The sequence below is a fragment of the Cohnella sp. CFH 77786 genome (assembly GCF_019400745.1).
GTDB lineage: Bacteria > Bacillota > Bacilli > Paenibacillales > Paenibacillaceae > Cohnella.
This window is the reverse complement of sequence record NZ_WJIB01000025.1, coordinates 39,550-65,352: the sequence shown is the minus strand read 5'-3', so window position 1 is coordinate 65,352 and position 25,803 is coordinate 39,550. Positions and strand designations below refer to the sequence as shown.

Genomic DNA, 25,803 nt, shown 5'->3' with positions numbered 1-25,803 from the left:
CGATTTGCATTCGCTTCTCTTCGAACACTTTCCCTGTACGCATATTGTCCGCCTCCCCATTACCATTAGTCTAATTCAATTGGGGGACAGGACTCCACATCAATTAGGGGGCCGTGGAGAAACCTCCCTCTAATCTCGGTGAAAAACCTCAATTGAGGGGATATAGCCGGAATTAGAGGGAGGTTTTCCTTCTAATCCCGCGCGTGTGGGCCCATACGCATAAATAGAGGGAGGTTTTCCTTCTAATCACGCGTTTGTGGCCAGTACGCAAAAATAGAGGGGCCCATACGCATAAATAGAGGGAGGTTTTCCTTCTAAATCACGCGCTTATGGTCCAGTACGCAAAAATAGAGGGCCTTTATCAGGCTGTTCCCTTTAATCCCCTTGACTGCGCGACAGCCGACCATCCGAGGCACCCAGATCGGAGACCTGCCGAAATCAGGTACACGTATGACGCTCATGCGCGCGAGTCACAAAATCCGCTTTGCAAGAGCATCGACGGGGACGCCAGTACCGTAAACCGCTCCCTCTCGTTTCCTCAAAACCACTCTCCGGATGCTAATATTCCTGTAATGTGTAAAAAACCTTCGGCCCCATTGAAGAGGAGCCGAAGGTTTTGTCGTTACCCCGGTTACTGTGCAAGCGGACGGTCCCACTCGCCTTGCCGCTCGGCCATGCGGACGAAGACGACCGCGAGCTGGGCGAGCGAGACTTTATCGTTCGGCCGGAAGGCGCCGCCTTGCGGCGTCAGCAGGCCGAGCTTCAGCGCAAGCGCCGCCGCGCCCGGATGCGGCACGGACTTGGCGTCCGACAGCCGCGCGAACGCCGGCAAATCCGCGAGCTTCTCCGCCAGCTTCCAATAGCCCGTGATTTTGCTCAGATAAAACGCCAGTTGGTCCCGGGTGAGCTCGGCTTCGGGATGAAGCTCGGCTTTCGGATCGGGAGTGAGCCACTTCCGGTCGATCATCCGGTTCACGGCTTCATAATAAGGAGAGGACGGCTCGACGTCCGCGAACGGTTTCGTTTGCTCCTGCACCGGCCAGTAAGATTCATAGGCTCCGAAGTAAGGATCCGAGGCGATCGCCAGCATCCGGAAGAAATCGCCCGCCTTCACGCTCCGGTCCGGGTGAATGAGCCCGTCTTCACCGGCTTGGATCACTCCGTGCTCCAGCAACGTCCGCAAATAAACCGCCGCCCAATGGTTGCCGATTTCGGCAGGCTCCTCGGCAGGAAGGCTCGGCCAACGGTTGGGATACAACTCGGTCCATTGCCCCGTAACCGCATCCAGAACGCGATTCATAGGCATCTTCCTCTCCCAATCGTAGGGCGAATACACAAGCTTCCATGACCGCTCCGTATACTCCCCCGACGGTTCGACGTAATAGCCTCCGAAACTCGAATAAGAGAGCTCCATCGACGCCGCTTTCAAATACATCTCTTTCGCTTGCTTTTCCGGAACGGCTGCTCGAAGCGATTCCATCTTTTTCAGCATTTCCCCGCTCAGTGCAGGCTGGCCGTAAAACCCGCGCAGCTTGCCGTTCCCGTCGAACGTAACGTTCAGATTGCGGTTTTGGACGGGCAGTCCGCGGTAGAACAGCTGATAAGTGACCGTCTTGTACTCGGAATCGGGTTTGGGGTCTGCTGCGCTCGCGGCCGGAACGACCCGCCGATAGGAGACGATATTCGGGATGTTGGCCGATACCCACTCGTCCGCGAGTTTGATCGCTTTCTCCATGGGAAGCTCGGGCGCGGCAGGCTTTTCGGGTGCCGGACGGTCAGGCCCGTAGAAGAAGTGCACGTAAAACGAGAGCAGTTGTCCGGTTACCGCATCGACGGTCGCGCTTCTTCGCTCGTAAGGCGTTCCTTTCTCGTTCTGCCACTCCAGCGACCAGAAATCGTTTCCTCCTTCGCGCCCTTGCTGCAGGGAACGGCTCTCGACCCGGTACCCTTCCGGGATATCCGCGTATGCCTCGACCAAAGCCGCCGCCTCTTCGGCCGTTACCGCCTTGGGAGAGAACGGCTTCGCCGGTTCCGGCATTTCGACATATTGCGGCGGCTGGGGGCTGAGCGGATTGCCTCCGAAATCCAGCCATTCGCCGGTTTGAGCGTCCAGCCTGGTGAGCTGCGAGGCCGGCACATAAACGAGCATCCAGCGATCCGGGTTTTCCCGGAAATCGCCGCCCGTATAGGTCAATTCCAGCCGCAAATCGGATTCCCAGCGCGCCTTGGCATCCGCCGCCGTCACCTTCGGCCGGGCGGACGGAAATTCCGTGCTTTCCCCATAATAGGAGAACGAGGTGACCTCGCCGTTGCCGTTCACGTTTACTTGAACGGATTGGCCGTCGACCCTCACGCCGTCATGGGACATGCGAAACGCAAAGCTGTAATAGACAGGTCCGAACAGGGGAGCGGGAGGGTTCTGACCTTTCTCGGTATCCTCCGCGAGTTCTTGCCCTTTGAGCGACGGAGCCGCTTCCGCGGCGAACGCTTTGGCGATCTCCAAGGCTTCGCTGCGCGACGTCATCGGAGGAAACGCGACAGATCCGCGGGACATCTCATAGGGAATGAACACATTGCGCAGATCCCCCGTCATCGCGTCGACGCTGGCCGAAAACCCGCTGGAGACGTTCCCGTTGCGGATCATGAAGCCGATTTCCCACATCGGACTGCCGCCGTTGCCGGAGCCGCCGGAAGCATGGTCGGTTAACCGGACTTCTTGCGTTTGAGCACCGGCCAGCACGGGGAACAGCTTGATCACCCGGGATACGGCCTCCTCCTGGGACACCTTCACGTTCTCCGGGGAAAGCTTGGTCCCGCCCGAATCGCCGGGAACCGCCGTGCTGTCACTGTCGCTGGCGCTCGCGTAAACGGCGCCTTCGGCCGTTTCGGCGGCCCCGATCCCCGGAACGGACAATACCCCGAACAGCAAAACGGCCGCCGTCACTCCCGCGACCTTCGCCCGGTATTTCGCAAGGGACCTCTTTCCTTTCCTGGACACGATGCTTCATCCTCTCTGAGCCATAGATCGTATCGGATCGAGCCGCGGATTCTCGCCTCCGTGATACGCCACACGGTAATACGCCCTGAGGAAGGTAAGGTTTTCCTTTTTTCCGGTTTTTTAGGAAATCTTAATTTTCGCGATCAACCGGCCCTGCCAGGCCTGCCGTCGGAAAACGATAACGCTAATCCGTCTTCCCGCTCTCTCCCCGATTCACCATGTGATCGTACTTCAACCGCAACAGTTCCACCGCCCCTGCGATATCCTCCTCCGATTCGATGTAGAAGGAGACCCACCCCGAACCCGGATGAATGTGATGGGGACTCGCCCGTCCGGCTTCCGCTAGCTGATCTCCCATCCTCCTCGGGAACGGAATGTCGACCAGATGGTCGCCGTGCAAATGCCCGATCTCCTTCCCGTTCCACTGAAACTCGATGCCGCCGAAACGGTGGGGCTGCTCCGTCACCCCCGGCCAGCTGAGCAATTCCCCGATCAGAACCTGCCTTGCGGAAGTTGACATGCTCATGAACTCCTCTCCAATTGTTATTCCTTAACGAATCCGCCGTTTACCGGCGGTCGCGCCGGTATACACGGCGCCGTGCGCGTCGAAGCTGGCGGTAATTGCCCCTCGGCTCGTTTTCCTGGCCATGGCTGCTTGGCCTCCCCTGTTCATGTTCTTTCTCCTCCTAGCGCTTTATGGCTGATCGATTCGGTCTTAACGCCGGGATTCCGGGCACGGAACCCCAAGCGGTAGAACAGCAGAATCCCGACATGCAGGACGGCCAGCACCAGATAAATGTTGCCGAAAACGTAGCTGTCCGCATCGGCGTGCAGCGGATTCCAATTCACGGACGAACCTTGCGCCGCCGCGAGCCCGTACACGCCCGCCCCGATCCCTTGGGCGATGAAGGAAAGCATCGAGAACAGGCCCATTCCCACGCCGACCTGCTCCTTGGGCAATGCCCGCGAAATGGAGTTCGACATCGCGACCTGCATGAAAGACTGGCCTACGTTGCCGAGGATCAGGATGATCGAAATCCAGAGCGGCGCGATCCCCGTCAGGACCGACAGCAGAACGAAACAAGCCAGCAAACAACCGGAAGCGACCGAGAACAGATACGGATTGCCTTTGCGGTCCGCCAGTTTCCCGCCTTTTCTCCCCAGCAGGGAGGCGGCGACTGCCGCGGGCACCATCGCGAACCCGATCCAATCGGAGCCGAGCCGGTATACTTCCGACAGCAGAATCGGGGTCAGGAAGTACAAGGAAACGCCGATCCCCGCGATTAGAAATGAAAGCGCGAGTCCTGTCGCATAGGTTTTGTTGCGGAACAGGCGCGGCTCGATGAAAGGTTCCTTCGTCAAGCGAATTCGCGCGAGGAAAAGGATCAGCAAGGGAATCGAAGCCGCCAGATACGGCCAGGATCGATTCGTGACGCCCAGCAGGAGCAGCGCGGTGAAAGCGGCGAGCAAGCCGCCGCCCAGCCAATCGAACGATTTCGCGGCTTGTTTCGGTTCTGTTTCCAAAATCCTCCGGTAAAATGGCAGCAACAGCAAAATGAGCAAGGACGGGAGAAAAAGCCAACGCCAGTTCGCGATGCTGACGATAGCCGCGGAAACGACAGGCCCAAGCGCACCGCCGATCGCGAGCCCGACGGCCGTCATGCTCAAAGCGGAGCCTCTCTTCTCCTGCGGGAAATAACGCACCGGGATGATCAGGGCAATCGCGGGTACAGCCGCGGCACCCGCGGATTGCAGACAACGGCCGAGCAGCGCAGCCCAGAACGTCTGGGATACGAGTCCCACGAGAGATCCCGCCGCGAAGAGCGTCAGGCCGAACGTGACCAAGCTTCTCAACTGGAACCGATCGGCCAGCTTCCCGTACGTCACCGTTCCGAAGGCGTAAATGAGCGTATAGGCGGAGGACAGCCAGCTCGCCTGAGCCAGGGTCAGGTGAAACTCTTCGCTGATTTGCGGCAGAACCACATGAAACATAAGGGCGCTCATCGAGGAAATCATGACGGTGAACATCATCAAACGCATGATTTGCGATCCTTTGTGCTGCCGTGTCTCCGAATCCATGGTTGATCTCTCCTTTTTATTTGTGTGCAAGCACACACTTGCATGCAATGGGTAAAAAAGCTAGGGAGTTAAAGCCCTAGCGAACAGCCCAACGCTTTCCTTGATAAATTCGTCCAACCATTCTTCCGAGACCGCTTCTTTCTTGTTCAGGCTGCTGAAGAACGCGCCGTAATTCATCCACATGAAAGACAACGCCTGCATCTCGGGGTTCGGCACCAACGCCTTCTTTTGTTTCGCCATGTCCGCCAAATAATCCATTAACAGCTTCTTCAGCTGTTGGGGATGACGTCCGGACTCCTCATAGACTTCTTCCGGCAGATTGCCGCCCTTCTGGGCGAGACGCAGCAATTTGCGGTTCCGGTTCATGAGCTTGTGGTACGTGCGGCTAACCAGGAGAAGGTCCGCATGAAGATCGCCCGTGAGGGATTCCCGAAAAAGCTTCGTCATCTCATCGGCGTAGTGGTAGCGACTGAAGGCCGTTTTCAGCAGATTCTCCTTCGTGCCGAAGTGGCGAAACAGCGTCACTTCGTTCACCCCGGCGGCAGCGGCGATCTCCTTGGTGGTCGTGCCGTCGTATCCCTTCTCGGCCATTAGGTCGATCGCGGCCAACAGAAGTTTATCGCTCGTGCTCGTATTTTCTCTCATGCGTTTATCCCCTTGGATGCAAGTGAACACTTACATCCTTACCTTACGCGATTTCCCGTTCTTTGTCAACAGCAGGAAACGCAGTACCCTCGGCAATTCGCGTTGCTGCTGTAAGCCGTGATGCCGATAAGATTGCCGGTGAATCCGCCGGACATCGATTCAGAGAAGTCTTGATCGATCTGACAGCCTATTTTTCAACCCTGCCTAAACAGCTTTTACCCAATCTGATATACTTATTTCACAAGACGTTCCTCATGCCTCCGGGACCCGGTTTGCAGGCCGGCATGATACGTTTATAGAAATACGAATCCTATTTCTGTCATTACAAATCCCGGAGGAGGAAGAAGCGTATGAGCCAGGCAACGTTGGAATTGATTCTGAACGAGATGCGGAACTTCAGGACGGAGGTAAACGAGGAATTCCAGTCTGTCAGAACGGAAATTCAGGCCGTCAGGTCGGAACTGAAAGAGGAAATTCAGGCCGTCAGGTCGGAACTGAAAGAGGAGATTCAGGCCGTCAGGTCGGAACTGAAAGACGAGATTCAGGCCGTCAGGTCGGAACTGAAAGACGAGATTCAGGCCGTCAGGTCGGAACTGAAAGACGAGATTCAGGCTGTCACAACAGAGCTTCGGGCAGAGTTGAAAGCGGATATACAGAGTGCTCGTTCCGAGTTCGCGCAAGAGCTCAAGACTTTCAAGAAAGATCAACAAGCGATCTTGAACCGGCTGAACAGCCAGGAAAAACTGTCCGCGCAATTGGTCGGCATGGTCAAATCCATCAAAGAGACCGTCACCGAAATCGCGGAAAGGCAAGATGCCATGGAGCGGAAATTCTCTTTTCAACTGAATACCCATGCGGCAAGTATCGAAATTCTCAATCGTGAACAGCTCATGATCAAGACGGAAATCGAAATGTTGAAGAACCAATATTAAGCCAACCGGCAAAATCCTTTTCGGGATTTTGCCGGTTCTTGTTTGCCTTCGCGGATTTACGGGGAGTACTTGTTTCTGTAATGGGAAAGCGCAAGGAGCGGCCAAATGTACCGGTAACTGTGATAATGGGAATAAAAAACGCCCGGAAGTCCCGCCCCCGTCGGATAGGCCGCCAGCCCGCCCTCTTCCCGCAAGAGACCGATCAATCGCCTGATCCCTTGGTCGATCGCGGAATTCGGCGTTTCATGGACGGAGATGAGCGCGTCGAGCGCCCAAGCGGTTTGGGAAGGCGTACTCCCCGCAAGTGGGATATAGCGCATGTGCCGGTCGCTGGCGCAGGATTCTCCCCACCCCCCGTCGGCATGCCTGATTTCCAGCAACCATTTCGTTCCGGAGCGTACGGACGGATGATCCGCAGGAATTCCGGCGGCCGTCAGCCCCGTTAATGCCGCCCACGTACCGTAGATGTAGCAGACTCCCCACCGTCCATACCAGGAGCCGTCCTTTTCCTGTCGGTCGAGAAGCCAATCCGCGCCTTTGCGAACAAGCGCGTGGCGGATGTCCAGACCCGCGTAGTTCCCCAAAAACTCCAACGTTCTCCCCGTCAAATCCGGCGTCGAAGGATCGATGGCCGACGACTTCGCCTCCTGCAAAGGAAGCAGCGCAAGGAATTCGCGATCCGTATTTTTCTCGAATGACGGCCATCCCCCGTCGTCGTTCTGCATCGACAGCAGCCAGTTCAATCCGCGGTTCCACGCTTCCCGATACGAGGAATCGGTGCCCGCCAAGTTCCGGATGGCTCTCAAGGCAGCGGTCGTATCGTCCACATCCGGATTGAGCGTATTGGAGTCCGAAAATCCCCACCCGCCTGGAATGACATTCGGATTATGGATGCTCCAATCTCCCGGTCGGCGATGCTGTTTCGATAGAAGATAAGCGGCTGATCGGCGAATCATTACGCTTGCCGCGGAACTCCTTCCCGCTTCCTGTAAAGCATAGCTTAACAAGGCCGTATCCCAGACGGCGGAAGGCGAATTTTGCACGAAAATCGGACTCGCAGTGCGGCAGATCATGGACCTTAGTCCTTGGACGGCGTCCCGGATCACGGGATGACGTTTATCGTATCCGACGGCGAGCAGCGCGAAAATCATCAGAAACGTGCAAGAAGCATAGCTGTAGAACGTCCCGTCCGGCTCGATCCTCTCCAGCATGTACCGTTCCGCACGCTTGCTCGCTTCCCCATGCAGCTGCTCCGGTATGCCGGCAAGAAGATCGATGCCTTTTCCGATTTGGTCCAACAACGACTGAAGAGCCGGGGAGCGATCGCGTCCAACCCCTTCCGACCAGAACGACAAGCGATCCCATGGAAGCGATCCCGCCAGTTCGGACAATTCGGGGGTTCGATCCGTTCGGATCGTGAACCGCCGGTCGGCGAGCAGCAGGGCCGGAATCATATGAACGCGGGCATAGCCGGAAAAGTCGAACATGTTGACCGGAAAGGAGGAGGGAAAGAGAAGCACTTCCAGGGGGATCATCGGGGAGCGCGGCCACGGATATTGGCCATTGACCGCCAGCATGACTTTGGTCATCAATCCGCCGATATTTCGAAGACCGCCTTGGGCCAGAATGAACGCTCGGGCTTTCGCTACCTGCGGATCCGCAACCTGGCTGTAACCGGAATAGAGCAGCGCGAAATAACACTCCACCGTCGCCGACAGATTCCCCTCTCGCTCATCGGGGTAGGCTCTCCAGGAACCGTCCTCGAATTGGGTGGCCAACAGCCGGTCGCGAAGAAGGCGAATGAGAGGTTCGTCCGGGATTTCCAATGCTCTCAGCACGATGATCATGTACGCATCCGTCAGCACCGCGTTTTCGAAGCAGAATCTCCAGGAGCCGTCCGGCGCTTGCAATCGAGACAAGAGTTCCGTCAATCGTTCGATTTCCCGGCCAACCTGGCCGCTCAGGTTCACTCCCCATCAACCCCTTCCTTTCCGCCGTTTGATTAAGCGATCAAGATTAGCATATTCCATGATTATAAAAAAAGAGGCGATTTCTCTTCGTCCGTGAAGACCCGAGAAACCGCCCTATTCGGATGATTCGGTTCGCTTTGCCCTTTGCCCTAGATCAAGCCGGCTTGCTGCAGAAAACGGCGGATGATGACCGCGGTCTCCGCTCTTGTGATATTTTGCAAGGGTCTTGCCTGATTCTGATTGCCGGTGACGATCCCGGAGCGAATCGTCAGCGCCGCGGCCTCGCGGGACCAAGAATGGAATTGTCCGTTGTCTCCGAACGCCGCCAGAAGCTTATCCTGATCTTGTTCGGCGAGCTCCGTTTTCATCTGCGCGACGCGCATTGCCCTGGCGATGATCACCATGGCCTCCTCGCGCGTAATCTGCTTGTTCGGGCGGAAAGTCCCGTCGTCGTAGCCGCTGACAAGCCCGTAGGCGACGCCGACGTGAACCGCTGAAGCAAACCAATCGTCCTGATGCACGTCGGTAAATGCAGGGCCCGCATCCGCAGATCTCAAACCTAACGCTCTTACGACAATGGCGGTGAATTCCGCCCTCGTAATTTCCTTGTCCGGCAGGAACCGCCCATCATCCGTCCCGCTTACGATGAGTCTAGAAGCCATGTCCTCAATCGCCGCCTTGGCCCAGTGACCGGAAATGTCTTCAAGCGTCTTGTGGTTATAGATCAACGCATAAACGCTGTTCGTAAGGCTGTTGATCACGGCCACATATTTACCGTTTACTTGTGCGACTTTAGTCGGAACATGATGCAATGTTCCATCCGAACCCACCACGACGCCGGTCGTGACCTTGTTCGGGTCTACCCCGTCCGGAATCGCGATCGTTCTTTCCACGAAGGCGTTAAACTTTTGCACCTCGATCTCCTGCCCGTCATGCACCGCTTTCACGGTGAATTCGACGGCCGGCGCTACAAGCTGGATATGGTCTCCCCGTGCCGCCGCAAAACGCACCTCCGAATCCGGAATGTTTGTGACGGAGATATGGAGTTCAATATCCTGCAGCGCGGTGTCGGCGCCGAATTTGCCGGACAAGGCGTCGATGCCGATCTGTTCGGCAGGCAGCGTGTACGAGCTGTTCCCGGTTATCAATTCCAGCAAGGCGTTTTTGGTTGTCATGGCTTTGACCGCTTCGCCGGTGAATATGCCTGCTGCGATATCCGGGTTGCCGTTAATCGGGATGGAAACGATCGGACGATTCGACACGGATTCAAGTTCCTTCAACAGCTGGGGACCGTCGACGATAACCGTGGTGGATTTCCGATCGTTCACCGTTTCCTCGACCGTTCGCGCGAATGGTTCGCCGATCACGATCGTGGTTGTTCCATTCTGGCCGCCCCGGTTATCACCGCTGCTGGTTCCATTGTTGCCGCTATTGTTGCTATCCGTGTTGCCGCCGTTGTCTCTGTTGTTGTTCCCGCTGTTGTCTCCGCCGCTCGGTTGACTCTTGTACAAAATCGACGCATGGACAGCCGAACTTACGTTTCCGAGCGCATCCCGGAACTGAACGAACACTTGCTTGGGTCCATATCCGTTCGTTAAGGTCCAGGTTTTCGTTGCCGTTAGGCCCTCCCAATCCGTCCAATCCGTTTCGTTATTGGAAATCCGCATTTCAACGGCTCCCGATCCTGCTCCGTCATCGGCTGAAATCGCCAAGGCAACAACAGGGGAAGTCGCGGAGGATGCCCCATGATTGATCGTGAACGTCCCGGTCGGCGCGGTTGTATCGAGTACGATGGAATCGGAAATTTCCGCCGAATTGACGTTGCCCGCCGCATCCCGGAGCCGGACATAGACCGTTTTCGTTCCATCGCCCGTCGTCGCGGTCCAAGATTTCTCGCCGGTTGCCGCTTCCCAATCGCTCCACGTACGGTTGTCGTTGGAGAACTGCATTTCCTGAACGCCTGTGCCGCTGCCGTCATGATCCGTCAATTTCAGCGTTACCGCCGGGTGCTTCGTAAACGATGACCCGCCATCGATAAGGACGGTACCGGTTGGCGCTGTTTTGTCGATCGTAAACGGAATCGTCGTGACGTTGCCTGCCTCATCGGTAACGATGAGCGTATGCGCGCCTTCCGATCCGTACGTTGTTCCGCTCGCGATCGGCGAACCGTCTAGCCTAGCCGTCCCATCGTTAAAGCTGATAACGACGTCGCGATTGTAAATTTGGTTGTACGTCACACCCGTGACGGTAGGCGGCGTTTTGTCGATCGTAAACGGAATCGTCGTGACGTTGCCTGCCTTATCGGTAACGATGAGCGTATGCGTGCCTTCCGATCCGTACGTTGTTCCGCTCGCAATCGGCGAACCGTCCAGCGTGGCCGTCCCTTCGTTGAAGCTGATCGTCACGTCGCTGTTGTACTGCTGGTTATACGTAACTCCGGTAACCGTAGGCGCGGTCGTATCGAGCGTAATCGATGCGCTGATCGTCCCCTTGCTCACGTTGCCGGCGGCATCCATGAACTGCGCATATACCGTCTTCAGCTTATCTCCGCTTGAAAGATTCAACGACGCCGAAGTCGCATAGCTTTGCCATGTCGACGGCCAGTTGTTCGGATCCTCGGTAAATCTCATCCCGGCGATAGAATCCCCTTCGGGATCCGATGCCGAAACGGAGACATTGACCGTGGTACTATTCGTATACTTTACTTCGTTGAATGAAAATGAGCCGGTCGGCGGTTCGTTATACGTCACAACCAGCTTCGGCACATATTGCGAGGCCTCAGACGAATAGATGTAGAAACTGCCGCTCTGCGAGTCGGCTTCGTTCCCCGTCAACACCAACGTAACTTTCCGATCCGAATCGCTCGTAAACGCTTTGACGATATCCGTCACGTCAACCGCAATCTTCACATCGTGACCGAAATCCGTTGGCGGCCAATACCTTCCTGCGGTCGCACTGCCGATCGATGGAAAAACGCTCCCGTCCGCATTGGTGATCGTATCCGGTGCTGCGCCCCAGACGTCGATATACGCCGATTGTCCCGCTTGTTGTTCCACCAACGAACTCGCATACAATTCGAGCGTAGCCGAAGCCACTTGGCCAGCTTTGGTTCCCAAATCAAACATAATCGCCGATCGGTTCTTGACGTTGACGTAGTTCGGGGGCTGATAGGTCATGCCTACATATAATAATCCTTGCGTATCATTGTCGTACGTATTATCCATATCGGGACTGTTGCTAATCTGAAACACATCCGCTGCGGCCGTGTATGTCTGGGTCGTAGCCGCATGCGCCTTCCCGGGCACAAACGCAATTGCGCACGCCATCAACAAAGCCATAATCGGCAACGATAAATTCTTGTTCATACTTCCCCTCCATGATGCAAACTAGGCCTCTCGGAATTCGAAACTCCCCGATCATCGCCGTGACGCTTTCACAATATGCTATTTCTTACTGTTGCAAGCATCTTGCTGTCGACGCATGGCTATACAGAATAGGGACATCGAACCTTTGCAGAGAAATTGTCGGTTATGAGGCCGAGAATTCCCAGATAAAGGACATGTCCTCGTTCTATCGTATCCTTCTATCTACCGATCGTCAAGCTTGCAAAATGAAAGAGCTATAAGACCTCAGATGAGAAAAAAGAAGCCTTCTTCGGCGTGTTGCCGATAAAGGCTTGTTGTTGGCGGGGCTGACCTCCGGCATCCGCGGTGGATACGCCGTCGATTACTCCTTCACGCTGATTAAAGTCCCCCCGCTGCGCAAGAACAACGGGATCACCTCGAGCGGCGCGTCGCACTCGATCCACTGTCCGCCTTCATGCGTTTCACCGCTGAACGCGTTTATCCAGTCCGCCCCTGCCGGCAAATAAACCTTCCGCGTTCGTGCCCCTGCGTGCAAGATCGGAGCGACGAGCAGATCGGGACCGTACATGTACTGGTCTTCGACATTCCATGTTTCGGAATCCTTCGGGAAGTCATAGAACAGCGGCCGCATGGGGGGCGTGCCCTTCTCGTGGGCGGCGCGCATCAGTTCGGTGGTATAAGGGCGCAGCCGTTCCCGGATGAACATGTAGGTTTTGAAGATTTCATACGCCTCTTCGCCGTAGCTCCACACTTCGTTCGCCGCCCCGCTGAAGCACAAGCCTCCGCCGCTCGTCCCCAATGGTTCGGAGTGCGGCTCCCGGTCTCCGTGAAGACGGAACACGGGACAGAACGCTCCGTACTGAAACCAGCGGATGATGCATTCCCGGAAAGCCGGATCGTCCGGATTGCCCCCGTGGAATCCCCCGATGTCGGTGGTCCACCAAGGGATGCCGGCCAAGCCCATGTTCAGTCCCGCCGCTAGCTGGTTCCTCATGGAGGCGAAGCTGGAATCGATATCCCCGGACCAGACCAAGGCGCCGTAACGCTGGCTCCCCGCCCAAGCGCAGCGCAACAGATTGATGACGTTGCTCTGGCCCGATTCCGTCATCCCGTCATAGAACGTTTTGGCATACATGACCGGGTAGAGGTTGCCGATTTGCACGTTCGGCCCCAAGTGATACCGGTAATTGTCGAAATCGTACACGGAATATTCCGGCTCCGCCTCGTCGAGCCAGAAGATGCGGATCCCCTTGTCGTAATAGTTCTTCTTGACGGTATTCCATACGAAATCGCGGGCACCGGGATGGGTGGCGTCGTAAAAGACGGTGTCGCTCAAAAAATCCATCGTGGTGCGGATGCCCCGGTCCGTGCGGACGAGGTAGCCCTTGCGCAGCATTTCCGGATAATTCTCGCTTTTCTTATCCACGGTGGGCCAGACGGAGACCATCAACTCGACCCCCATCTCCTTCAGCTCGCGTACCATGGCCTCGGGATCCGGCCAATAGTCGGGATCGAATCTCCAATCGCCCTGCATCGGCCAATGGAAGAAATCGATGACGATAACGTCGAGGGGAAGTCCTCTCCGTTTGTATTCGCGCGAGACCGAGAGCAGCTCTTCCTGCGTCTGATACCGGAGCTTGCATTGCCAGAACCCCATGCCGTAATCCGGCATCATCGGCACGGTGCCGGTCGCCCGGGCATAAGCTTCTTCGATTTCCGCAGGCGAATCTCCCGCGGTGATCCAGTAGTCCAGCTGCTTCGTGGATTTCGCTTCCCATTCGGTCACGTTCCGGCCGAAGGTCGCTTTGCCGATCGCCGGGTTATTCCAGAGAAAACCGTACCCCAAGCTGGACAAGGCAAAAGGAACGCTGGCCTGCGAGTTGCGGTGCGCCAGCTCAAGCGTGCAGTATTTCACGTTCAGGTTCGATTGCTGATACTGACCCATGCCGAACAGCTTCTCGTCCGGATCGGATTCGAAACGCAGGGTCAACTCGTAATCGCCGCCAAGGATCGGCTTGAATTCGCGTGCCTCGATGTTAAGGGCGCTGCAAAAATCGTGAATGTTGTTGCGATTCCGAACGTACTCCTGCAGGAGGACTTCATTCCTCGCGTTGCAGAAGGTTAGCTTCCCTCCGGCCGAGATGTCGACGCGGATGTTCCCGTTCTTGACGGTCGCCGTCCCGCCTTTGATCTCAATCTCCGCTTCGAGCTTGCGCTGCGGAAGCAGCGCCCAATCCTCGTCCCCCATCGCGGCCATATGCGTCGCGCGCACCCGAAGGCTGTTCTCTCCCCAGGGCTCGATCCACAGCTTCTCCGAATCGTATTCCCGAATCAGACGTCCGCCTTCCACTCGAAATAAACCGTCCATGCAAGTTCCTCCGTGTTTTGAGTCGTTGAATCAAGTAAGAATGAGACCGGTCCGATCGATGGACCGAATGCGGTCGACGATATCGAAGGTCAAGTTGAAATCCCATTCATAGCTGGATTTCGCGGGAAGCACAGCCGCCCGATTCCATTGAACCGCGGTGTCGAGAGCATCCAAGGCTCCGGTGCACGGTTCGAGCGCCGCCGCGTATCGCCCGTCCATGATCCCTTCCCATACGCCCAGATAAGGCACCTTATCGATCGGATAGGAAAGACCGACCGTATGGCCGGATCCGGAGTTATGCAAGGCACACCAGCCTTCTTCCACCGTTCCCACCGCATAATACTTTTCGCACTTGCCCGGATATTTCGGATATACCTTGTCGATCCGGTACCGCTCCCCCGCGACGGTCGTTTCCGGCCAATCGTGCAAGGTGCCGAACCGGCCCAAGCGGTTATCCACAGAGCAAGTGGACATCACTTGCTTGACCGAAGGCGGCAGAACGATCTCCGTATCCTCATCGCATCGAAGCAGGATATGAGGCGCCCAAATGAACGAGAAATCGAAGTCGGACAAATTGCGGGCACGATACTGAATCGTGACGGTTTGCTCCCTTGTAAACCTCACCGTCTTTTCCAGCCGGTAAGGAAACCGGACCCCGTAGGCGTCGAGCACGAGCGATTCGCCGGATGAGTGACAGCTCCAAGGCAGCGCCCAGACCTCGCCATGATCGGGAACGCCGATTCCTCTCCAGGGCGGGAGCGGATAGAAACAGGGTTCGATCGAGGGAAAGACCTCGTCGAAGCCGCTCGCGTCCCCGTCGGCATAACGGGAGTCGTAGCCGGAGCGCTTGTAGGAGGATCGCGGCGATTGCACGAGATATTCCCGGTCCAGCGTTTTGTCGTAGATGCTCTGGATTTTCCCTCCGCTTTCCGGAATAACCGTTACGGCAAGACGGACGTTCTCCAAGACGACCGAACGAATGTCTTTGTAGACCGATTCATGAATGTGCGCGGACACCGGACTCACCCTCGCTTACCCTTTTACCGCTCCGTTCGTCAGTCCGCTGACGATATAGCGCTGTATGAAAATAAAGATCAAGACGACCGGGATGATGCTGACCGTCCCGAAGGCCATCGTGTTGTTCCAAGACGTGCTCTGGAAGCCCAGGAAGTTGTAAATCCCCGCCGTAATCGGTCTCATATGTTCTTTGCCGATGAAGGTCATGCCGAAGATCAAGTCGCCCCACGCGAAGAGGAAGGAGAAGACCATGGCGACGACGACGCCGGGAACGGCGATCGGGATCATGATTCGCACGAAGGTCCCGAACAAGCCGCAGCCGTCGATTTTCGCCGACTCCTCCAGTTCCTTCGGCAAGGTGGCGAAATAAGTCCGGAGCGTGACGACGGAGAATGGAATCCCCGCCGTGGCGTTGGCCAGGATGGTTCCCCAGTAGGAAGAGCCGATCAACCCGAGATGCTTGAATTGAATGAACAGCGGCGTCAGGATGAGCGAGGCCGGCAGCATCTGCGTGACCAAGAACAGAAGAAGGAACAAGTGCATGCCCGGAAACTTGAAACGCGCCAGCCCGTACGAAGCGGGAACCGCTAGAACCGTCGAGATGGCGAGCGCCCCGAAGGCGATGATCGCGCTGTTCCGGAACCCTTCGAAAATGTTGTAGGACGATCCCGACAGCTGTTCCGTATAAGCTTTCAAATAAATCGTTTGCGGAAACCAGGTCGGCGGCGAACGGAAGATTTCCCCTTCCGCCTTGAAAGACGTGACGACCAGCCAGTAGACCGGAAACAGGAACAAAGCGACGAGAACGATGCTCACGACCGGCAGCAGCCAAGTCGACAATTGGCGTTGGCTCATGCCCCCTTCACCTCTTCCCGGTAAACCAGCCTCAAGTAGATAAACCCGATGACGAGCAGGACGAGGAACATCAGATTCGATGCCGCAGCTCCTTGACTGAAGTTGAATTCGTCGAACGACAGCTTGTACGCGTAGGTGGACATCATCTGCGTCGCGTTAACCGGGCCGCCGTGCGTCATGATGAGCACCAGATCGAACACCTTGAACGTATAGATGAAGCCGAGCACGAGCAGCGAGAGGATGGCCGGTTTCAACAACGGAAGCGTCAGGCGGAAAAAGCGTTGCACGGCGTTGGCGCCGTCTATGGCCGCGCTTTCGTAGATGTCCTTCGGGATCGTCGTAAGTCCTGTCGTCAGCAGCATCATGTTGAACGGAATGCCGATCCAGGTGTTGGCCAGCACGAGCGCGAACATGGCGGTAAATGGCGTCACCAGCCATTCCACGGGCCCGCCGCTGAGATGCAGCATCGCCAGAAGCTCATTCACGATGCCTCCGCTTGTGCCGAACATGAATTTGAAGGTCATTGCCGTAATCGTGGCAGGCAGCAGCCAGCTGATCATCACCAGCCCCCGAAGCCGCTCCGCCATCCGAAACGGACGGGAGAAGAGCAGCGCGAACCCGAGGCCGACGATAAACTGAAAGACGATGCACGCCACCGTGTAAATCAGCGTATTGGTCAGTGTAGTGAGGATCACGCCTTGATCAAACAGTTCCTTGTAATTGCCGAGCCCGACGAAGGGCTGATCGCCGCGGGCGATGTTCATGACGTTGACGTCGAACAAGCTGAGCCTGAAGTTGTCGACGATCGGATAGCCGACGAAAAACAGCATGTACAGCAGCGCCGGCAGCACGAACAGATAACCGGCCGCTCGCTCCATGGATCTTGCCATCACCTTCACCCCTAAGGAGGAAAATTGGAGTACATGAAGCTCTCATGTACTCCAATTCGGATTGTGCGGAGTTTCCCTGCCGCTTATTTGCCCATAATGGCGTCGATTTTCTCTTGCGCCTTCTTCGCCGCATCTTCGGGAGAGGCTTTCAAAGTGAGCGCCTCGGCCAATGCCTGCGAGATGGCGTTCGAAATTTCCGGCCATTTCGGATGCGGACCGCGCGGCTGGGCGTAGTTCATGTTTTCCGCGAACACTTTGAGCTGCGCGTTATCCGTCCAGTACGGATCGGCGGCGACGTCCTTGCGGGCCGGGAAGTAGCCGAAGCTTTGGGCGAACGGTTTGATCACATCAGGCGAGACGACATATTTGATGAAAGCGACGGCTTCGTCGACATTGGGCCCGTTCACGACGCCGAGATTCTCTCCGCCAAGCACGGAGGCGAACTGCTTGTCCTTCGGAACGAAGGCGAGCCCGTACTTCAAATCCGGCACGGTCGTAGCCAATTCCGGCAGCTGCCAGGGTCCGTTGATCATCATGGCCAGCTTGCCCGCGGCGAATTGTTTCATCACGTCGGATTGGCCCCAGTTGATGACCTCTTTGCTCATCGACCCGTCCTTGATCAGATCGGCCAGCACCGCGAACGCTTTCGCGCCTTCCGGGCTGCCGACCGTATCGAAATTGGCGCCGGTGGACAACAGCCAAGGCAGGAACTGGAATGTACCTTCTTCATTGGATGGAGCGCTGATGCCCAGTCCGGTTACGCCGTTCTTCGTCAGTTTCTTGGCGGCAGCCTTCAGCTCGTCCCAGGTTTGCGGAGGCGTAACGCCTGCGTCCGCCAGCATTTTCTCGTTGTAGAACAGCGCCAGGTTGTTGCTGCCGAGCGGGACGCCGTACTGCTTGCCGTCGTAAGACGCTGATTTCCACGGCCCCGGGAAAAACTGGTCTTTGTCCGGCCAATCCGCGATTTTGTCCGTAATGTCCGCGAATAGTCCCATGGCGGCGTATGCGGCATGGTCCGGATTATCGATGATCACGAGATCCGGAAGCTCGGACGAGGCGAGTCCCACCGACAACCTTTTCTTGAAGTCGGCGAACGGAACGTACACCGGCTCGATTTCGACGTTCGGATTTTGCTTCGTGAAGCCGTCCGTCAGCGATTTGATTTTGTCGAAGCGGTCTTTCCCTTCGAAGTAAAACCACAGCGTCAGCTTTTTATGCTCCGCCGGCTGGGCGGATTGCGATGCGGACGGCGATGCGGATGATTCCGCCGACTGGGAAGGAGATTCCGATGCGCTCTCCTTCTTGCCGGAACCGCATCCGACCAAGGCGAATACGAAAAACAACATCACTGCCAAAAGCCACAATCCCGACTTCTTCATTGCTGTGCCCCCTTGAGCAAGGTTGTTATTGCTTTTTCATTGTAATTTCCGTGAAAGCGCTTTGAAAATTTGAAATATCTAAAAAAGGTGGAGATGGATAAGGTCAACCGTCTAAAGCTTAGTTTAGTCCAACATTCTTAGGATTTTATAGTTTTGAAACGCTTACATGAAATTTAGAATGGGAAGTGCTTCATGATTCGTTCGTAAAGGAGGTTCTTGGAGGATTGCCCGGCTTCATGGATTGCTATCGTAACTCAATTATTTGAAAGGGGTTACACGAATGATATTTCAGAAGATCAGGCTGTTTCTGACTGCAACGTTGACAGGTATGCTGCTGTTTAACATGATTCCGGCGCCGCCGGCTTATGCCAGTACGACGATGCCGTCCCATGCAGCCGTGTATCAAGCCGAAAACGCAGCTCTATCCGGCACGGCCAAAGTCGCAACGGACCATACCGGCTATACGGGAACCGGCTTTGCAGCCGGATTCGACTTCAGCAGCACGGCGAAAACGACATTCACGGTAACGGTAGGCACTTCCGGCGATTTCTTCATCGATCTGCGCTACAGCGCCGGAAAAGTGGCCGGATGGCCGGACAATCGGACGGTCGGGCTCGTGGTCAATGGCGTGAGTCAGGGCAGTATAACGCTTGCCGGTACAAACACATGGGAAGCTTGGGCGGATGACGTCAGGACCGTGCCGCTAAACGCCGGCACCAACACGATTGCGTTTACGGCTTTAACCGCCAATGACAACAGCGATTCGATCAATCTCGATAAGCTGACGCTTTGGAAGGATGTCGCCAATCCTGTCGTATATGCTTTAAAGTTTGACCAAAGCGCGTATACGGTAACGGAATCCGGCAGCGTTCAGACGACAGTCCGCGAAGTCTATACGGATGAAACCGTAGTCGATGTGACCGCGGATTCGACCTTCAGCTCATCGGATCCCTCCAAAGCGACCGTAAGCGCGGCCGGTTTCGTCGAAGGGGTCAGTCCCGGTTCGGCAACGATTACCGCCCATAAAAACGGGAATACGGCAACGGCCGGGATCACGATACAGCCGGATCCCACGGTGACGGTTGATTTTGCCAAGCCGATGAGACAAGTGGACAGAAGCATGTTCGGCTACATTTTGACCCCCAATTACGACGTTCCCGACAGCAGAATGACGCTTCTCGGCCCTCTGATGAACAGGGAGACCATCCCCGCGCAAAATTTTCAAGCCGTCGGCGATGGGAATAACGCGCAATACCAGGTTGAGGAAAGCGTGCTTGCCAGAAGTCTTGAAGCCTACAAACGGGCAACCGACAATGGCATGAAATGGTATTTCCTGATCGGGCTGCACCCGTCCTGGACAGCGCCGAACAATAATCCATGGGGCGGCCCCCCTGCGAATGCGGCGTGGTTCAAGCAGTATACCAAGGATGTCATCCAGTTTTACAAGGACAACGGAGCCAAGATTGACATCGCCGATCTGACCAATGAGAACTGGACCGGCAACACGGAAACCTATAAGAACGTTTGGAACGCCTTGAGGGAAGTATACCCTGAAGCCATTCCTACCGTAGGACCTGGAGGCGTAAGCTTCGGACAGTATCAGAGCGCAAAATTCTGGCTGCCCTTTGCAAGCCAAAATAACATCTCCATTGAGGGTCCGTCATGGCATGATTTTTGGGAATCACAATCGTATGCGTCTTTGGAAATGCTTAAAGGATGGAACGATACCGTGAAATCCTGGCAAAACCAATATCCCGAGACGAACGGCAAATACCGGATCTGGGAAGAAAACAATTCGTCCACGACGGATCCGGCCAATTGGACCAGGGATATGGCGAACGTGATCAACTCGGGCATTACCCACAATGTGAAAGGCGTTATGCAAAACTATAATTGGAACGGCATGAGCGATCTGCTGCAAACGAACAAAACCCAACAAAATCCGGGGTTCAGAACTTCGATGTGGTGGGTGCATTACATGTTCTCCCAGCTCTCGGGCGAAATTGTAAGCGCTTCGACGGATGACGCGGCCACCGCTTTCACGGCTGTGGCCAGCAAGGACCGCACGGAATCGAAAATCATTTTGGTCAACAACGGGATGGCCGGAAACCGAAACATCATTCTGAAAAACCAACCTTACAGCGGGCAAAACGTTCGGGTGGATTTGTACCAAATAACGTCCTCCGAAAGTGACGGGCTGACGTACCAATCCAGCATCACTCCGGCATCGACCGACAATATCCAACTATCGCTTTCGAATATCGGAGCCAACGAATCGTGGCTTCTTGTTCTAAAGAAAACAGCGTTCGGGGCGCCCAGCTTCTTCCATCCAATTGCCCCCGACGACGGCGAGGTCGCAACCTCAACGCCTGCATTGACATGGACCGCAGCCAAAGACGCATCCACCTACACGCTTAAAGTATCCGTCAACAAGGACCTCTCCAATCCGGTCATCCATCAAACGGGCATAACGGGTACGAGTTACACGGTAGGTTCAGCCCTGACCATCGGCCAAAAATACTACTGGAACGTAACGGCCGTGAACGCCAACGGAAGCACCCCCGTTTCCAATAACGCCGTCTATTCGTTCCTCGCCGGCGCCAATACGAATGTGCCTGCGCAGTTCGGGCCGTATTTGCCTTCGACTCTTTTCTCCAATGAATCCACGACGCCCAAGTTCCTGTGGTCGAAGGCCTACAATGCGACTTCCTACCGATTGGTCCTTTCGACGAACAGCGACCTGAGCAACCCGGTTATCAATCAAACGGGCATCACCAGCTTGGTCGATACGCCGCAGTTCGGAGCCCAAACTGCGGGCACTTTCCAGCCTGCGGTACCGCTCGCTAACGACACGAAATATTACTGGATGGTCTATGCGGCCAATGCGGCCGGCGAAAGACCGATGAACGGCCCCGTTCAATCCTTTACGACCAAGCCGGCGAGCGGATCGCCGACAAGCTTCGGGCTTACGGCGCCCGCAAACGGAGCCGCGTCCGTGTCCACAAGGGCGGTGCTGTCTTGGCAACAGCCCAAGAATGCGTTCTTCTACAAGCTGGAGGTTTCGCCTAGCGCCGACATGACTTCTCCGATCATCGTTAGAGATCGGATGATCTATAACAAATACACGTTTGAGCCTAACATGTTGAATCCAGGCACAACCTATTATTGGAGAGTAACGGCGTATACGAAGGATCTTGCGAACTCGACTGCGGCATCGAACGGAATTTTCTCTTTTACGACAGAGGCTGTTCCAAGCTCGCCCCTGCTGTATGCAGAAAAAGCGGATAACGGGAAAGTCAAGCTGTGGTTCCAGCCGTCCAATGGAGCAACCTCGTACAAAATCAAGTACGGCAAAGCTCCGGGCGTTTACACCCACACGATAACCGGGGTTACGGGAAGTCCTTACGAGGTAACGGGACTTACGAACGGCACGAATTACTACTTTGCCGTCGTTGCCGTCAATGCGAGCGGAGACAGCTCGATCTGGAATGAAAGAACGGCAACTCCGACCTACCGGGGCCAGGATGATGTCGTATTCGAAGCGGAATATGAGACGCTGAACGGCACCAAGGCTGCGGCCGACCATACCCGATACACCGGAACCGGATTCGTGGCGGGTTATGACCTTTCCGGCACAAGATCGACTGTATTTAAAGCAACGGTTGCTGCCGCAGGAGCGTACAATGTCGTCGCCCGGTATTCGGCCGGACCCGTCGGGACGGCGTCGGTGAACCGGACGATTGGTTTATACGTGAACGGCGCCAAAGTGAAGGATGTTACCTTGGGCGGTACGGGCGACTGGGAAACTTGGGCGGAGTCGCCGGAAAGCATAAGCCTTCAGGCCGGCACGAACATCATTGAATACAGAGGCGAACTGGCCAGCCAGAACGACTGCATCAATCTCGATAACCTATCCATATCCGCTCAACCGACCGGCATCGTCGTACCGACGAATGCGGCTGTCTATCAAGCGGAAGATGCCGCCCTGTCCGGCACAGCCAAGGTTGCAACGGACCATACCGGCTATACCGGAACCGGATTTGCAGCCGGATATGATTTCAGCGGCACCGCTTCCACGGTATTTACGGTCAAAACCCATTCTTCCGGAGATTTTCAGATCGCACTCCGATACAGCGCCGGGAAAGTAAGCGGCTGGCCGGACAACCGGACGGTCGGCCTTCTTGTCAATAACGTCAATCTGGGCAGCATCACTCTCCCGGGAACGGATTCGACTTGGAACACCTGGGCTGATGATGTGAGGACCGTTCAACTCCATGAAGGGACGAATACGATCGCGTTTACCGCGTTGACCGCAAATGATAATAGCGACTCGATCAATCTCGACAAGCTGTCGCTTTGGAAAAACGTGGACAACCCGCAGTTTCATTCGATTGAGTTTGGGAACAATGCCTATACGGTTAATGAGTCCGGGGACGTTCAAACCTCCGTACAAGCCGTGAAGACGGATGAAACCGTTCAAGATGTCACCGCGTCTTCCCAATTCAGCACATCCGATCCTGAAATCGCGACGGTAAATGCGTCTGGCAAAATTCACGGCGTTCGCGAAGGTACCGCAACCGTTACGGCCCGGTACAATGGGGCGTCCGCAACCGCGACCGTTACCGTAAATCCGAGGCCCGAATTGGTCGTCGATCTGGCGACGGTTACCAAGGAAACGGCAGACCATGCCGGATCGGGAGCTTTGTATGCCTTTCGCAACGACGGGACGCCAAGAGATCAAGCGGTGATTCCGCTGAGACCGAAGATGATCGCCCAGCCGCCGGCCAATCCGGGCATGATTCCGAACAAACCATACGAAGTCGGGCCGGTCGGAGACGCGATTGTCGTCGCGCCGGCTGCCAAGCGGACGGGAATCGAACAGATTCAAATTTACATGTCCGACACGTATCCGAACTTCCCGCAGAAATGGGTCAGCTGGGACGATTACTACAGCAGGCTTGACGCGGAAGTGGACGCCGTCCTGAATTCACCCTATCCGCAAGGCTACTTTGTTTATATTCCTTGGAACGAGCCGGATTGGACCTGGAATAACCCCATCAACTCCGGAGATTCGTTCAACGTCGCTTTCAAGAAAATGTTCGACAGGATCAAAGCGAAAGACAAAGTCAACTTGATCGAAGGACCGAATATCGCCGTCTATTCGCACGATTTCATGTTAAGCTTTCTGACTTACTGCAAAGAGAAAGGTTGTTTGCCGGACATCATCAGCTTTCATTCGCTGGAGACGGCAACCATCCCCAAATTCGAATCCGAAGTGGATGATGTACGGGCCATCATGAAAAGCCTTGGCATTCCCGAAAGACCGATTTCGATCAACGAATACGTACAAGCGAGCGATTTGGGCAAGCCGGGGATCACGATTCAGTATTTGGCCAAGTTTGAGCGCAAACTGGTGGATAGCGCCGCCATGCCTTTCTGGTTCAAAAGCGGTTCGTTCGGCGACACGCTTACGGGCGAGATCAACATCCCCAACGGGAACTGGTGGCTGTTCAAGTTCTATGGAGATATGACGGGGAAAATGCTGAAGACGACGCCGCCAAGCGGATCGGCATTAGACGGAATGGCATCAAGAGATGACAATAGCCAGCAAGTCAAGGTCGTCTCCGGCGGGGCAAGCGGGGACTACAACATCGTCTTGGACCATGTCGCCGCTGCGCCCTATTTAACCGGAAACGTTCACGTAGTCATTCATAAAACCATAAATACCGGCAGCGTTCATACCAAATTGACGGAGCCCATCTATGTGTCTCAAGGGGAGTATGCCGTAACCGACGGAAAAATAAAAATCCCCATGCTTAACCTTTCAAGCGAAGAGGCTTACCAGTTCATCATTACTCCGTCAGCTCCTGGTGCGACGAATACGCCCGGCAGGTACCAGGCCGAATACGCCCAGCTCGACGGTACGGCCAAAGTGATGAGAGAGAACGCAGGTTATGATGGCACCGGGTATGTGGCCGGTTATCAGGGCACAAGCAGTGCCAATACGAGATTCGTCGTAGGGATGGAGCAAGACGGGCTTTACAGCGCGAAACTGCATTACAGCGCGGGACCGGTCGAAGGCTCGGCTGCGTACCGAACGCTGGGGCTGTATGTCAACCATAAAAAGGTAAAGGATATTGCCTTGCCGGGAACGGCCGATTGGCATTCATGGTCGACCGTTTCGAACGACGTGTTCCTGCAAGAAGGCGTAAACATCATTGAATACAAGCCGGAGGCGACCGGGAAGAGCAGCGATGTGGGGCTGGACTATCTGGACATCGCACCCGCCGCGGCGAGCGTATACCAAGCGGAAGCCGCCGTCTTGTCCGGAACGGCCGCTGCGGCAAGCGACCACGCCGGGTTTACGGGAACAGGCTTTGTCGCAGGATACAACTCCAGCGACAATGCCCGAACTGAATTCACGGTTCATGCGGACTTGGCAGGCGACTACAATCTGGCGCTTCGGTATTCGGCGGGAGAACAGTACTTGCTGAACTGGCCTGCTGACAGAACGATCGGTTTATATGTCAATGGCATCAAGGTAAAAGATATTCGCCTTAAGGGAACCGTCGGCTGGACGGAGTGGGATACGGACATTCAGACGGTTCCGCTTGCGGCAGGCGACAACAAAATCGCCTACAAAGCGTTGACTTCCGCTGCCGACAATAGCGACGCCGTCAATCTGGACAAGCTGACGGTCTGGCAGCATGACCTTACGGCGCCGACGGCCACGGTAAGTTATAGCCAAACAACGCCGACCAACCAGGATGTAATTGCATCGATCACGGCAAGCGAGAGCGTGACGATCGTTACGAATGGCGGCTTACCGAACCATACGTTCAGCAGCAACGGCTCCTTTACGTTTGAATTTGTCGATGCGGCGGGCAACCTGGGCTCGATTGAAGCGACCGTCGGCAATATCGACAAAACGGCTCCATTGTTGACGATTCAATTCGATAAACCGTCGATTTGGCCGGCAAATCATCAGATGGTGACCGTTCAAGCCGCCGTATATGCAAGTGATGACGCATCTGGCTTGGAATCCGTGGTGATAACCTCGATTACCAGCAACGAACCGGACAGCGGCCAAGGCGATATCGAGGCGAAGATCGGTTCCGCGGACACTTCTTTCGCATTGCGCGCAGAAAGGTCGGGCCATGAAACGGGACGCGTCTATACCGTGACCTATTCGGCAACCGACAAAGCGGGCAACCAGACGGTTGCATCGGCAACCGTCACCGTGCCCCACGATCAATCCGGGAAGAACAAGCCGTCAGGACATGAAACCAAGTAAACCGACTATGC

General features: G+C 55.7%; 14 protein-coding genes. 2 read left to right on the top strand and 12 right to left on the bottom strand.

Going from position 1 to position 25,803, the window contains the following annotated elements; translation table 11 throughout:
• Positions 1-631 precede the first annotated feature (631 nt).
• From GE107_RS27335 to GE107_RS25045, 5 genes are all read right to left on the bottom strand, one after another.
• Positions 632-2,998 carry a YcdB/YcdC domain-containing protein gene (locus tag GE107_RS27335; protein WP_219644327.1) on the bottom strand — a complete coding sequence of 789 codons (2,367 nt, stop codon included), beginning with the start codon at positions 2,996-2,998 and terminating at the stop codon, positions 632-634.
• Positions 2,999-3,182: 184 nt separating this feature from the next.
• Positions 3,183-3,518 carry a luciferase domain-containing protein gene (locus tag GE107_RS25055; protein WP_219644334.1) on the bottom strand — a complete coding sequence of 112 codons (336 nt, stop codon included), beginning with the start codon at positions 3,516-3,518 and terminating at the stop codon, positions 3,183-3,185.
• A 30-nt stretch (positions 3,519-3,548) separates the two neighbouring features.
• The gene (locus GE107_RS26850; protein WP_255570852.1) at positions 3,549-3,671 is read right to left on the bottom strand and encodes a hypothetical protein; all 123 of its coding nucleotides are present in this window, start codon (positions 3,669-3,671) and stop codon (positions 3,549-3,551) included.
• Positions 3,668-5,077, bottom strand: a complete 1,410-nt coding sequence (locus tag GE107_RS25050; RefSeq protein ID WP_219644325.1) for an MFS transporter — start codon at positions 5,075-5,077, stop codon at positions 3,668-3,670. The genes GE107_RS26850 and GE107_RS25050 overlap by 4 nt, the downstream gene beginning before the upstream one ends.
• Before the next feature lie 60 nt (positions 5,078-5,137).
• The gene (locus GE107_RS25045) at positions 5,138-5,722 is read right to left on the bottom strand and encodes a TetR/AcrR family transcriptional regulator (RefSeq protein WP_219644323.1); all 585 of its coding nucleotides are present in this window, start codon (positions 5,720-5,722) and stop codon (positions 5,138-5,140) included.
• 350 nt (positions 5,723-6,072) lie between these two features.
• On the opposite strand from GE107_RS25045, the gene GE107_RS25040 reads away from it, so the two are divergent.
• A complete protein-coding gene (locus GE107_RS25040) occupies positions 6,073-6,654 on the top strand; it encodes a hypothetical protein (protein WP_219644321.1) in 582 nt (193 codons plus the stop codon).
• A gap of 56 nt (positions 6,655-6,710) precedes the next feature.
• Here the strand turns inward: GE107_RS25040 and shc are convergent, their stop codons facing one another.
• From shc to GE107_RS25005, 7 genes are all read right to left on the bottom strand, one after another.
• Positions 6,711-8,624, bottom strand: a complete 1,914-nt coding sequence (shc, locus tag GE107_RS25035; protein WP_370636533.1) for a squalene--hopene cyclase — start codon at positions 8,622-8,624, stop codon at positions 6,711-6,713.
• A gap of 149 nt (positions 8,625-8,773) precedes the next feature.
• The gene (locus GE107_RS25030; RefSeq protein ID WP_219644319.1) at positions 8,774-11,989 is read right to left on the bottom strand and encodes an S-layer homology domain-containing protein; all 3,216 of its coding nucleotides are present in this window, start codon (positions 11,987-11,989) and stop codon (positions 8,774-8,776) included.
• 361 nt (positions 11,990-12,350) lie between these two features.
• The gene (locus tag GE107_RS25025) at positions 12,351-14,357 is read right to left on the bottom strand and encodes a glycoside hydrolase family 31 protein (protein WP_219644317.1); all 2,007 of its coding nucleotides are present in this window, start codon (positions 14,355-14,357) and stop codon (positions 12,351-12,353) included.
• Positions 14,358-14,387: 30 nt separating this feature from the next.
• A complete protein-coding gene (locus GE107_RS25020) occupies positions 14,388-15,383 on the bottom strand; it encodes an aldose epimerase family protein (RefSeq protein WP_219644316.1) in 996 nt (331 codons plus the stop codon).
• A gap of 6 nt (positions 15,384-15,389) precedes the next feature.
• Positions 15,390-16,229 (bottom strand): carbohydrate ABC transporter permease, encoded by an 840-nt coding sequence (locus GE107_RS25015; RefSeq protein WP_219644313.1) that lies wholly within the window; start codon positions 16,227-16,229, stop codon positions 15,390-15,392.
• Entirely contained in the window at positions 16,226-17,119 is an 894-nt protein-coding gene (locus GE107_RS25010; protein ID WP_219644311.1) for a carbohydrate ABC transporter permease, read from the bottom strand. Before GE107_RS25010 ends, GE107_RS25015 begins: the two co-directional genes overlap by 4 nt.
• 83 nt (positions 17,120-17,202) lie before the next feature.
• Complete coding sequence (locus GE107_RS25005; RefSeq protein ID WP_219644309.1) at positions 17,203-18,498, bottom strand: ABC transporter substrate-binding protein; 1,296 nt, start codon at positions 18,496-18,498, stop codon at positions 17,203-17,205.
• Between the two features lie 280 nt (positions 18,499-18,778).
• On the opposite strand from GE107_RS25005, the gene GE107_RS25000 reads away from it, so the two are divergent.
• Positions 18,779-25,792 carry a CBM35 domain-containing protein gene (locus tag GE107_RS25000; RefSeq protein ID WP_219644306.1) on the top strand — a complete coding sequence of 2,338 codons (7,014 nt, stop codon included), beginning with the start codon at positions 18,779-18,781 and terminating at the stop codon, positions 25,790-25,792.
• Positions 25,793-25,803: the final 11 nt, after the last annotated feature.